At 55.5% G+C, this 13,144-nt stretch carries 5 protein-coding genes; 3 read left to right on the forward strand and 2 right to left on the reverse strand.

Annotated features, from left to right (window positions below):
- The first annotated feature begins 626 nt into the window (after positions 1-626).
- On the forward strand, positions 627-4,007 hold the full coding sequence (locus tag SH573x_RS07795) for a type II secretion system protein GspD (RefSeq protein ID WP_479353921.1): 3,381 nt from the start codon (positions 627-629) through the stop codon (positions 4,005-4,007).
- 67 nt (positions 4,008-4,074) lie between these two features.
- On the opposite strand, the gene SH573x_RS07800 is transcribed toward SH573x_RS07795, so the two are convergent.
- Positions 4,075-4,929 (reverse strand): hypothetical protein, encoded by an 855-nt coding sequence (locus SH573x_RS07800; protein WP_479353923.1) that lies wholly within the window; start codon positions 4,927-4,929, stop codon positions 4,075-4,077.
- Between the two features lie 125 nt (positions 4,930-5,054).
- Here SH573x_RS07800 and acnA point away from each other — a divergent pair, with 125 nt between their 5' ends.
- Positions 5,055-7,769: an aconitate hydratase AcnA gene (acnA, locus tag SH573x_RS07805; RefSeq protein ID WP_479353925.1), complete on the forward strand. Its 2,715-nt coding sequence runs from the start codon at positions 5,055-5,057 to the stop codon at positions 7,767-7,769.
- Between the two features lie 150 nt (positions 7,770-7,919).
- Entirely contained in the window at positions 7,920-11,627 is a 3,708-nt protein-coding gene (locus SH573x_RS07810; RefSeq protein WP_479353927.1) for an FG-GAP repeat domain-containing protein, read from the forward strand.
- Positions 11,628-11,950: 323 nt separating this feature from the next.
- Here the strand turns inward: SH573x_RS07810 and SH573x_RS07815 are convergent, their stop codons facing one another.
- Positions 11,951-13,087 carry an agmatine deiminase family protein gene (locus SH573x_RS07815; RefSeq protein ID WP_479353929.1) on the reverse strand — a complete coding sequence of 379 codons (1,137 nt, stop codon included), beginning with the start codon at positions 13,085-13,087 and terminating at the stop codon, positions 11,951-11,953.
- Positions 13,088-13,144 lie beyond the last annotated feature (57 nt).

The raw sequence follows: 13,144 nt of genomic DNA on the forward strand, positions 1-13,144 counted from the left end.
TGATGCATCACCTAGTTCGTTCAGGCTGCGCCTTTGGAGTGCGGTGCCACGTGGCACCGCTTTGATGTAAGTGAAGTCTCATGCCGCAGCCTGAGTCACTCTGAACGCCCGAATCACCGAGTGCGTGCCGGCTGCGGTACAGATGGGTTATTACCTCAAAGCTACGGCTAGCGCCGCAGCACTCCAAGGAGTCACTCTGAACGCTGACATCACCTAGTTCGTTCAGGCTGCGCCTTTGGAGTGCGGTGCCACGTGGCACCGCTTTGATGTAAGTGAAGTCTCATGCCGCAGCCTGAGTCACTCTGAACGCCCGAATCACCGAGTGCGTGCCGGCTGCGGTACAGTTGGGTTATCACATCAAAGCTACGGCTGCGCCGCAGCACTCCGAGGTGGCAGCACTCCAAAGGCCAGGAGAGCTGGGGGGACTGGGGGATGATTTCCGACAGAAAATCTTCTGTTAACGGAATAACCCGAATTTTTTACCACCAGCTGCCGAAAACAAACATTGACCATATTGGATGGATAAAGTAATCACATCGCAGCCAGCGGTGGCAATGGATTGAACCACAGGGTCGTGTGGTCGCTGGTTTGTGGATCGAGGATTTTCGCGAAGAAGGAGAGTCGCGTTGAGTCAGGTTAATGCTCGTCAGAAGCTTCGAAGACTTATTCGCATGGCCTTCGCGGCAACGCCGACCAGTGCATGGTTGGCTTCGGCCTTGATGTTGGGCGCAACGACGAACGCCCTAGTCGCACAAGTGCCTACTACACTTCCTTCTGGAGCACAGCAGTCGATCTCCGATCGCGGTGCTGTCAGTACACCAGCGGCTGCTCTTTCAGGAGCGACCACTAGTGCAACGGCAGCTCCTGGAGCGGCCGGGCCCGAAGTGGTCATGAAGTGGTTGAACACTACTGCCGATGCCGCGGCCAAGGACGATATCAAAGTTGCGTGCGACGCGTTCGCTCGTGCCTTTGTTCTCGCCAAGAATTTGCAAGTCAACGATGATCGGGTCACTGCTCGACTACGTGAAGTCGAAAAGATCCTGATCGAAAAGAAGGTTAACAAACAGCAGCTTCAAGATGCTATCTTGGCTCTGTTTCCTAAACCCAACACACCAACCCAATCAGCTCAGGTCGCGATGGTTCCACCACCGCCACTGGCTGGTGTACAGCCTGCTAGCGCCAATCAGCCGGTTATGCCTGCTGCTGGTCAAGCTCAGATTCCTGGCGCGGTTCAGCCCGGCGTCTTCAATCCGCAGAACGATTCCAGTCGCATTCAAGCTGCTGGCAATCTTTCGATGCAAGCTCCTGCCGGCGTGCCTGCTGGTGCTGGCGGTGAAGAGCTGTATCGGCTGGGTATGGAAGCGTTGCAAACTGGCAATCGCGACCGTGCTCTTGAAATGTTCCGACGCGCTTGGGCCTTCCAAGGCGAAATGGATCCAGCTCTCAAGACTGCGCTCAAAGACAAGCTGTCGGCTCTGCAAGCTAGCGAGCTGAAACTTGGCGGCGAAGAAGTTGCCGCTGTCGACGATGCTACTCAAGAGATGCGGCTGGTCCGCTCGCGACTGATGAGTGAGATCACGGCTGAAGTTGCTAACGCTGAAGCTCAACGGGCTGAAGAACCTCAAATGGTCGCCGAACGCCTGCAAGCTCTGCGAGCACGTGTTTCCCAAGCTGACCTGGACGGGGCAACTCGCAAACAAATGCTCTCGATCGTCGATCGAGAAATCACCACGCATCAAATGTTCATGACGCAAAACCATGCGGCCATCGATCAGAACATGCGAAATCGTCAGATCACCGAACAGGTGGCGATGGAGCAAGAGCAGACTTACAAGCTCGACCAGAAGATCGCTTCGCTAACCGAAACCTTCAACCAGCTAATGGACGAAGGACGTCATGCCGAAGCCGAACTAGTGGCCAAGCAAGTTGTCCAGCTATCGCCCAATAGCCAAATCGGTACGCTGCTGTATCAGAATGCTCGCCTGGCAAAACGCAATGCCGAGTATGTCTCGACCAGGAACCGCAAGGAAGATAACTTCATCGACTTGCTGAACGCTGTGGATGCTGCAGTCATCGTACCTACCGAAGATCAACCGATGCAGTTCGGCGATGCCAAGTCTTGGGCCAGCTTGACTGAACGTCGCGGTTCGCTCAACCGAGCTGATCAAGAAGGCATGTCACCGGCAGCGGCTGCGATCTACGATCGCTTGAAGCAACCGGTACAGGTCGACTTCCGAAATCGACCACTGAGCGAAGTGGTCAAACTGCTGGGTGATATGACGGGCATCCTGATGCACATCGATGCAGCTGGTCTGGCCTCGGAAGGTTTGCAACCTGACGTGCCGGTCAACTTGTCGCTGGGCTCGACCCAAACGATCTCGCTCCGCAGTGCTCTGAACTTGCTGCTCAATCCTCACAACTTGAGCTATCGTGTTCAAGACGAAGTACTGCTGATCACCTCGGCTCGCAGCACGGCTGAAGCCAACTTTACCAAGACTTACTCGGTTAAAGACCTGGTGATTCCGATCCCCAACTTTGTGTCCGACTACAACAGCGGCATGGGCGGCGCACTTCGCGCAGCTTATGAATCGATAGGTTCTGGTCTGGCTGCCAAGACGACGGTATCGCCCAACTCTCCAGTCGCTTCGATGATGGCTGCCAACATGGAAAACAACTCGGCCGTACTTGGCCAAGTGGTTCCTGGTGGTCTGCCTGGTGGCGGAATGGGTGGCGGAATGGGTGGCGGAATGGGTGGCATCGGTGGCCTGATGCCTTGGAACAACAATGGTCCGGTCAGCGGTAGCAATCCAGGTTTCATGCAAGCCGGTGCGGTACCTATTCAATCGGGACCAGCTCCTGCCAAGTATGATGAATTGATCTCGCTGATTCAGCAGACGATCGATCCTGATTCGTGGCAGAGCAACGGTGGCTCCAGCACGATCACGCCTTTCGCGGGTAACTTGTCGCTGGTTGTAAGTGCTCCTCAGACGACACACGAGAAGTTGGCTGACCTGCTAGCCTCGCTGCGTCGTCTGCAAGACCTGCAAGTAACGATCGAAGTACGCTTTGTGACCTTGAACGACAACTTCTTCGAACGCATGGGTGTTGACTTCGACTTCAAGATCGATGACAACGCCGGTGGTATTCCGCAAGAAGATCAAGGACGCAGCGTTACGGTTGGTATGCAACAGAACTTTGCCGGCGGTTTGATTCCAACGGCCGACTTGGACTTGACCTTCACTCAGGATAACTTCTCGGTGACTCCACCCTTCGGTGGTACGCCGACCAACGCGGCCAACTTCGGCTTTGCCATCCTGAGCGACATCGAAATGTACTTCTTCATGACTGCCGCTCAAGGTGACCAACGTACCAGCGTGCTACAAGCACCACGCGTTACCATGTTCGACGGTCAGTCAGCCAGCATCGTCGACAACGTTCAACGACCATTCGTGGTCAGCTTGATCCCAGTCGTCGGTGACTTTGCTGTCGGACAGCAGCCAGTGATCGTGGTGATCAACGAAGGTACCACGTTGAATGTGCAAGCCGTAGTCTCGCAAGACAAACGCTTTGTACGCTTGACCTTGAATCCTACCTTCTCACGCATCGATCGCGTCGAAACGTTCACCTTCCAAGGTACCACCAGCACCAGCTCAGGTACCACGGTGATCGATCCGGCGACAGGCGAACCAACCAATAATCGTGATGACGTGCAACAAGTGATTACCGGTACAACTGTGCAGCAACCTGTGTTCGCCACCACCAACGTGAACACGACCGTTAGTGTTCCTGACGGTGGTACGATCCTGCTCGGTGGTATCAAGCGTATGAGCGAAGGTCGCGTCGAGCGAGGTGTGCCAATCCTCAGCAAGATCCCATACGTCAATCGTTTGTTCAAGAACACCGCGATTGGTCGAGCCACCAGCACCCTGATGATGACCGTAACACCTCGGATCATCATCCAAGAAGAAGAGGAAGCAATCCTCTTGGGTCAAACCGGTGGGCCTTGATCGATAAGGTCAGCCTAGTCTAATAACGATAACTACAAGGCACGTCGCCAGACGTGCCTTGTGCCATTTACGGCAAGCGCCGAATCGGTGCAGCCATTCCCTCGGTGGCATGCCACAGAAGTTTCAGTTTCAGCGACTGCCCGGCCGACGAGCGTTTGATCGCCACTCGCATGCCGGTGGGAGTAATGTGTTCGAGCTGCAGCTGCACGTGGTCTTCGGCGATCGATTCTTCTGTGTCAATCGACTCATCTGACTCCATCGGTTCGTGATCCAGTTCACAATCTGGTGGCGTTACAAAGGGCGGCGAGAAGAGAACGGTCAAGTTGGTGCTCTTTTGTTGCTGGGCCAAGCGCACGACCACCCAACCAGTTTGATAACACTCGCCACCGACCAGCACGCCTTGCAATTGGCTGCGCTCGGTCGTATCAGCTTCTTCCTCGGGCTGGACATCTTCCACCAGTGGCGAGGCCAGCAACATGCCTGGCTGGCTCCACCACTGAATTGCCTGCTCGACCAGGGCACGCCACTGAGCGGGAGCATGGTTCCACAGAAAGATTTCAATGGCCGCCGCCGTAATCAAACTCGGGATGATGACCCAGAGCGAGGCGGTCAATTGGACGCCGGCGGCCGCAACATAGATTTGGCTGGTCCACGCCAGGAGCCAAGAGAGTTCGGTGTCGATCGGTCCGGTGGTCTCTGGCCAATAGACAGCCGTCCAACGCCGTGGGATAGGCAAGCTTTGCCAACCAGGCAAACGAAACGCCAGGCTGACCGCCTGGCCAGCACAGGTCAAGATGCACAGAACAACCAACCAGCGGCTGTTCCAGGGGTGCACCGAGCAGCTAATTAGCCAACTGGCCAGGGCGATACTGGCCCACAGGGCGGCAAATGGCCAATTCAGTTGGTCGCCTCGTGCTGACATACTGTGCAATCTCGCCCCGGTATAGTTACAATGCCAAATCCTAAAACGGGCCGGCGAGACATCCGCCCCCGCCCTTCTACCCGTTCTTCCACCCGATTAGAGAACCTAGCGTTCGAGATTACAACATGGCACAGTCCGCTCAGCGTGATCCATTTGGCGCCCGCAGCACTTTCAACAGCCCAGCCGGTCCCGTCGGCTTCTATAACCTGAACCGCCTCGAAGAACTTGGAATTGCGCCAGTTTCACGGCTGCCGTTTTCGATTCGCATTCTTTTGGAAGCCGCCCTGCGGAACTGCGATGGCTACATCGTGACCAAAGAAGATGTCGAGAACCTGGCCAAGTGGAACGCGGCCAAGCCAGCCGAAGTTGAGATTCCTTTCATGCCCGCGCGGGTAGTTCTGCAGGATTTCACGGGCGTTCCCGCCATCGTCGACTTGGCGGCTATGCGTGTCGGTATGCAGGCACTGGGCGGCAGTCCGCGCAAGATCAATCCGCTGATCCCCGTCGATCTGGTCATCGATCACTCGGTCCAAGTTGACTTTTTCGGTGCTGCCGATTCGCTGCAACGCAACGTTGACGTCGAGTTCGCGCGCAACAAAGAGCGTTACGAGTTTCTGCGCTGGGGCCAGCAAGCCTTCGATAATTTCCGCGTCGTGCCACCTAACACCGGTATCGTTCACCAGGTGAACCTCGAGTATCTAGCGCAAAGCGTGTTTATTCGCAGCGACGAACAAGGTCCGGTCGCGCTGCCCGATTCGCTGGTGGGAACCGATAGCCACACCACCATGATCAATGGCTTAGGCGTGTTGGGTTGGGGCGTAGGCGGCATCGAAGCCGAAGCGGCCATGCTCGGCCAACCCCTGTATATGTTGCTTCCGGAAGTTGTGGGTATGGAGCTGACCGGCAAGTTACCAGCTGGCGCTACGGCGACTGACTTGGTCTTGCGCGTGACCGAAATCCTGCGCAAAGAAGGAGTCGTCGGCAAGTTTGTTGAGTTCTTCGGTCCAGGTGTAGGTGTGATGTCGCTGGCTGATCGAGCCACCATTGCTAATATGGCTCCCGAATACGGAGCGACGATGGGTTATTTCCCCGTCGACGACGAAACTCTGCGCTACTTGCGCCGCACTGGCCGCAGCGAAGAGCTGGTTGGTTTGGTCGAAACATATATGAAAGCTCAGGGCCTGTTCCGCACTGATGCCGGCCCGCAATTGAACTACACCAAAGTTGTCAAACTGGATCTCAGCAGTATTGAACCTGCCCTGGCCGGTCCCAAGCGTCCGCAGGATCGCGTGCCCCTGAAACAAGTCAAACAGTCCTTCAATCAATCGCTGACCGCTCCAGTGGCCACGCGCGGATTCGGACTCAGCGACGATCAGCTTCAGTCGAGAGGCACCATTGAAGACAATGGTCATTCATCGACGATTGGTCACGGCGCCGTGGTCATCGCGGCCATCACTAGTTGCACTAATACATCTAACCCATCGGTCATGCTAGGCGCAGGTTTGTTAGCCAAGCGAGCTGTTGAGAAGGGGCTGAAGGTCAAGCCCTTCGTGAAGACTTCGCTGGCCCCAGGTTCGCGCGTGGTGACCGATTACTTGACACATGCGGGAGTGCTTGAACCGTTATCGCAACTTGGTTTTTTTGTGGTCGGCTATGGTTGCACAACTTGCATTGGCAACAGTGGTCCGTTACCCGAACCAGTCTCCGAAGCCATTCGCAACGGCAACCTGGTCGCAGCCGCGGTGCTAAGCGGTAATCGTAACTTTGAAGGCCGCGTCAATCCGCTGACGCGGGCCAACTACCTGGCCAGTCCACCACTGGTCGTGGCTTACGCACTGGCGGGCACGATGGATATCGATTTCGAAAACGAACCGATTGGTCAAGGCAACAATGGACAAGATGTTTACTTGAAGGATATCTGGCCCACATCCGAAGAGATCAATGCGACGATCGAAGCTTCGGTGTTGCCCGAAATGTTCAAGAAACAGTACGAGAGCGCCTTTACGGCCAACGACCGTTGGAATGCCATTGAGACCAGCAAAGGCGATCTGTATCAATGGGATCCCAATAGCACCTATATTCAACTGCCACCGTTCCTGGAAGGTATCTCGCGCGATGCGTTAGCACCGTCGGCGATTGTCAACGCGCGCTGCCTGGCGGTGTTTGGTGATTCGGTGACTACCGACCACATCTCACCGGCCGGTTCGATCGCCAAGGCTTCGCCTGCTGGCAAGTATTTGATGGAGCATGGCGTTGAACCAATCGACTTCAATAGCTATGGAGCTCGCCGCGGTAATGACCGCGTGATGGTACGTGGAACTTTTGCCAACATTCGCATTCGCAACGAAATGACGCCTGAAATCGAAGGCGGGGTGACCAAACATTTGCCCAGCGGCAATGTGATGAGCATCTACGATGCGGCCATGCAGTATCGCAACGATCGCGTACCGTTGGTCGTGTTGGCAGGTGCAGAATACGGAACCGGCAGCAGTCGCGACTGGGCCGCTAAGGGCACTATCCTGCTGGGCATTCGCGCAGTGATTGCGGTCAGCTTCGAACGCATTCACCGCAGCAACCTGGTCGGTATGGGCGTCTTGCCACTGCAATTTTTGGCTGGACAATCGCACCATACATTGGGACTGACCGGTGAAGAGAGCTTTACCATCGGCGCGGACGGAGAAGATATGACTCCGCGCGGCCAGCTGACGGTCACAGCCGTCAGTCCCGACGGCAAGCGAGTCGAATTCAAAGCGTTGGTCCGCATCGATACGCCCGTCGAACTGGACTATTACAAAGGCGGCGGCATTCTGCCCTGCGTCCTGCGTAAATTGGCTGAATAAAAGTCACGGAATGCATCCGCAGTTTGTGGTAGCGGAATGCGTCAAGCATTTCGAGCCGTTTGTTTGGGCGTGGATCTGCCCAATACCGAAAGCCTTGACGGCTTCCGCTACGGGGGAAACTGATCGACATTGCAATTGGGGTAGGGAAACATGAAACGCAGCCTGTTGGTGGTGGCGTTGGCGGTTCTGGCAATTGTGGGCGGGATACTGTACTGGCAGCTTCGGCCACAGCCAGGCTCTAACGGGACCAACTCCAAGATAACTCCGGAGTTACTGAGCAAAGCGATCGAAGTAGTGGCCATTGCCGAAAACGGCAAGAACTATCGACAAGCGATCGATGGATGGTCGGAACTCCTACAGGCCAGGCCGGAAGATCGCGACTTGCTGCTCAATCAAGCCGTGACGTTGCTGAAGTGGATTTCAGAAACCAATTCGGCCCTCTCCGGAAACATGGCCAACGATCCACAGAAGACGGCTGATCTGCAGCAACAGTTGCAAGAAGCGATCACTGAGACTGATCGCATTATCGGCAAAATGGATAGCCAGGCCGAGCAAACAGATCCCGTCAGGCGGGCTTTGTTGGAAGCCCTGTACTTGGAGATCAAATCGCGCACCGTCGACGAACAGCAATCGCTGCAAATGCGCAAACAAGCAGCCGAGAAATTGATTGCCGTATTTCAATCGCATCCCGAGCAAGTGTTGTTGGCGGGACGCTTGATTGAGATGGAAGACGAACTGCGGTTGGATGTGCCCGAGATCGTACCTCAAACGACCGAGGTCGCTTACCAGGCCTGGAAAGCTGAACCGCAAAACTTGATGCTGCTGATTCGAGCCGGTCAAGGCCTGGCGGATCAGCAAGACAAACGATTGCTGGAAGTGATAGAGGCGTCGATGGAGTTGGCCAAACCGCTACTGCCCATGTTGCCGTCGGCCAAACAAGCTCAGCCCGAACAGCTGGTGATCGCCGTGCGTGAAGCAGTGACCAGTGGTGATTGGAGTAAACCACCTCGCGTACGCCCATGGTTTAACATGCTGCGCGGCAGTACCGCTTATCCTGCTGACAATAAACGCTTGACGCCAGACGTTATGGCTCTGCTGAATACCTCGTTTTTGAATCGCTGGCGCGAAACGCTCGCAGAAGAGAACAGCCTGTCCACCCCTGCCCTGCAGGGATGTGATATCCAGATCAACCAAGTTGTCGTTGGAGCTGGTGAGGTATCTGCTAAATGTTCCATTGCCGCATGGTACGACCCCAATGTGGACCAGTTGTACGAAGTAGTCTATGTTGGCGGTGATACACTCTTCCTGGTAGACGGAGGTAAAGTCCAGCAGTCTCTGAAACTGCCCTTTCAACCATCGGGCCTGATCATCGCGGACTTGTGGATGGTCGATAGTCCCCAGCGACCGCGCATTATCTCACGTACTCCGCCGCCGGAATTGCCTGCTTCGGACTCACGCGTTTCGGCCAATAGTCATGATACGGTTCAAGAGTTGATTCTGTGGAACAGGGAACAAGTATGCGTGGTCACGTCCGATCCGACCAGCGGAGCACTCAGCCAGGTAGATGATGTGCCCGGTCTGACTACATTGAAAGATGTAAGGCACCTGGCAGTTTCCGATCTCGATAGCGATGGCGATTTGGATCTCGTCGTTTCCACCGGCCATGGATTGAAGCTGCTACAAAATAATGGCAATCGTACCTTTGCAGACATCAGTGAATATTCGCAATTGCCACCGGCCAATTGGCTGCCCACCAGCCTGCGTGTCGTCGATTACGATCGCGATCTCGACTTGGATGTAGTCTGTACTTCGGATGTAGCGCCCTATGTCGCGGTGATGGACAACATCTTGCATAGCCAGCTGCGTTTTCTGCCACTTGACGCGGCCCAGTGGCAAGCCGATCAACCACTGCTCAGCGGCGATGTCATGGAAATCGATGGCAATGCGTCTTGGGACTGGTGTTGGCTGGGACAAAAGTCGCTGGCTACGGTGTTGACTCAAACGCTGGAAGCTGGCCAGGTCAGTGTCAGCAGCCAGTTGGTGCGACCCTTGAGCGGTGAGGGCCAATTCCAGTCCGTGAAGGCAGCCGATCTGAACAGCGATGGTTACGTCGATCTGTTGTTGGCTGGCCCTGGTGGCATGGTGGCCTATTACAGCGATGGCACTCAGAGCGGCGCTCAGACTCAGACTTTAACGACGGAACCGGCAGTTGGTCTGGACATCATCGACGCCGATGGCAAGGGTAACTTGGAAGTACTGACTTGTTTGTCAGGCATACCGACAAAGTTGCAGGTCGTCCCCAAAAGCGATCACAAGTATTTGAATGTCCGCATACGCGGCGTCGCCGACACACGCAGGATCAATCACTATGGTATTGGATCGACATTGGAAGTATGGGCCGGCGGTAAGTATCAAGCCCGCGTGGTCGATGCACCACAGGCCCATTTCGGATTACCTGTAGATCAGGCCACCGACGTACGCGTCATCTTTAATAATGGCCTCACGCAGAACGTGGTGAATCCCAAATCGGATACGACCATCGAAGAGATTCAAGAGCTGAAGAGCTCGTGCCCGTTCGTCTATGGTTGGGAGGGCCAGCGTTTTCAGATGATCACCGATTTGCTCTGGAATGCGCCACTAGGATTGCAGGTTGGTCGAGGCCAGCCGATACCGGATCGACGCTGGGAGTATCTGATGCTACCCGGTCACCTGATTCAGCCGCGTGACGGCGCGATTGAACTTCGCGTCACCGAGGAGCTTTGGGAAGTCGCCTACTTTGATCACATGACGCTAACGGCAGTTGATCATCCCAGCGATGTTGACGTGTGGACAAATGAAAAAGTTGGTCCACCACAGCTGGCCGAGCCTCGCCTGTTTACGGCTTCGCGACCTATATGGCCCATGGCCGCTCGCGATGGTTATGGTCGAGATTGTTTGCAACTGCTGGCCAAGCGCGATCGACAATTTGTTCAAGCTTTCCAAACGCAGTATTGTCAAGGCTTGTGCGAGCCGCATTCGTTGGAGCTGAGCTTCGATCCAGAGCAGTTGAAGATTCGCAACGATTTGCGCTTGGTTTTAACCGGCTGGATGCATCCGACCGACACCTCGCTGAATATTGGCATTGAGCAGAATCCGGAACGCTCCCCACCGGCAGCGCCTTCGCTGTGGGCTCCGGATGCCAGCGGTCAGTTTGTTTGTAAGCAACCCTTTATGGGATTCCCCGGTGGCAAACCTAAAACGATTGTTATCGATCTACAAGATGTATTCACGGGCGATGATACGCGCTTGCGCATTGACTCGAGCCAACGCATCTATTGGGATCAAGCCTACATCGTTGCCAACGAACCGCCCGTGCCCATGCGTTCGGAAACGTTAGCACTCGGTTCCGCGGAGCTGCGTTATCACGGCTATGGCAAGTTGCTACCGCGGGCGAGCGACCAACCACACTGGTACGACTACAACGATGTTAGTCTGACTTCCAAGTGGCCACCGATCGAAGGACCCTTTACGCGTTACGGCGATGTGCTGAAGCAGATGTCAGACAACGACGATCACATGGTGGTGATGGCCGCTGGCGATGAAATCGTGTTGCGTTTCGCGCTGCCAACCGTGGAATTGTCAGCAGGTTGGACTCGCGATTATGTGCTGCATAGCGTCGGCTGGGATAAAGACGCGGACTTGAATACCCTCGAAGGACAAAGTTCGTTGCCGCTCCCATTTGCAGGCATGCACGCCTATCCACCTACCTTTGAACAGCAAGCAGAGATCGACGCCGTGTGGAAGTTGAATGCCGATAGCTTGAGTGAGCGAGCTGCATTTAGAGATTACTGGCAAGTAGAGAGATCGGCTCGGCAGTGACTCTCCACCGAGCTTGCCTCGGTCGAAGCCCGACTGATGGGCTAGCTGGGGAAGTCGCTGCACCACTGACGCAAGGTCAGTGGAGGCCTCGATTGATGGGCTAGCTGAAGAAGTCGCTGCACCACTGACGCAAGGTCAGTGGAGGCCTCGATTGATGGGCTAGCTGAGGAAGTCGCTGCACCACTGACACAAGGTCAGTGGAGGCCTCGATTGGTGGGCTAACTGAAGAAGTCGAGCTTCCACTGACGCAAGGTCAGTGGAGGCTTTGAATGTTTGGCTAGCTGAGGAAGTCGCGTTTCCACCGAGATGAGCTCGGTGGAGAACTAAGCCAGAGGCTGTTGCTGCGAAGCGCAGTGAAACGCGCCTAAGCCCCAAATGAGATCGTAAGCGTCGAGCGGGATGATGCGGTGGTTGGGCATCAATTGCTCAAAGAGACGCAAGGCTAAGTCGTCGGTCTCTTGGCTGCGAAAGGTGGGTACGATCACAATGCCATTGGCGATCAAAAAGTTGCAGTAACTTTCGGGCACGCGACGGGTATCCACCGAGCGAGGCCGGGGCGTCGGCAGTGGTACAACGGTCAAGTTCTGCCCCGATGCAGTGGTGGCTTGAGTGAGCAAGCGATGGTTCTCGACCAGTCCGTCATGATTGCTGTCTGCGGTGGTACTGCTGACGGCGACCACCACGGTCTCTGCATTGACGAAGCGCGCCAACTGATCGATGTGGCCGTCGGTATCATCGCCTTCGATACCACCTCCATCGACCCAGATGATTTGTTCAACGCCCAGTTGATGACGCAACTCACTTTCGATTTCGCCCCGAGTCCGATTGGGATTACGAGTGTGGCTTAAGAGCACGCTGCTGGTTGTCATCAGAGTGCCTTGGCCATTGGTCTCCAGGCCACCACCTTCGCAGAACAACCATGACGGGCGTCGCGGGCAACCGGCAAGTTCGCAGATTGATTCTGCGGCGGCGGCGTCGCGATCAAACGGTGGGTACTTGCCACCCCAGGCGTTGAAGTGCCAATCGACTCCGACCAGTCCGCCATCGCTCACACGTCGCACAAAGGTCGGCCCATAGTCGCGAATCCAGATATCGTTGGTGGCCACAGGATGAATGGTCACATTCGTAAGATCGCTCAGCAACTCAAGGGCAGAGGGCATAATGCCTTCCGGACCAGCCAAGACATCGACGCGTTGGACCTGGCTGAGGGTGCGAATGAACTCGACGAAGACCTTTGGTACCGGTTCAAAGTAACCGGGCCAGGTCGCTTGATTGTGTGGCCATGCAATCCAAGTGGCGGCTTGCGGTTCCCACTCCGCCGGCCACCGCACGTCTGATGCGCCACCTGCCGATACTGACGGAGGCTCGGACAGCGTTTGGGGATCTGATGTGTTTGATTCGGGCATATAGTGCTTTTCTTCTATTTCGTAGCCGAAGTCGCCAGACTTTGGATGCGTCACGTTCGATTCATCCAATCTCTGGCAATGTAGCCGAAGTCGCCAGACTTTGGATGCGTT

This window comes from Rania fehmarnensis (genome assembly GCF_056494185.1).

Excerpts from the sequence above, each read along its gene's own strand:
- SH573x_RS07800 (WP_479353923.1), bottom strand. The coding sequence starts at position 4,929 with ATGTCAGCACGAGGCGACCAACTGAATTGGCCATTTGCCGCCCTGTGG.
- acnA (WP_479353925.1), top strand. The coding sequence starts at position 5,055 with ATGGCACAGTCCGCTCAGCGTGATCCATTTGGCGCCCGCAGCACTTTC.
- SH573x_RS07810 (WP_479353927.1), top strand. The coding sequence starts at position 7,920 with ATGAAACGCAGCCTGTTGGTGGTGGCGTTGGCGGTTCTGGCAATTGTG.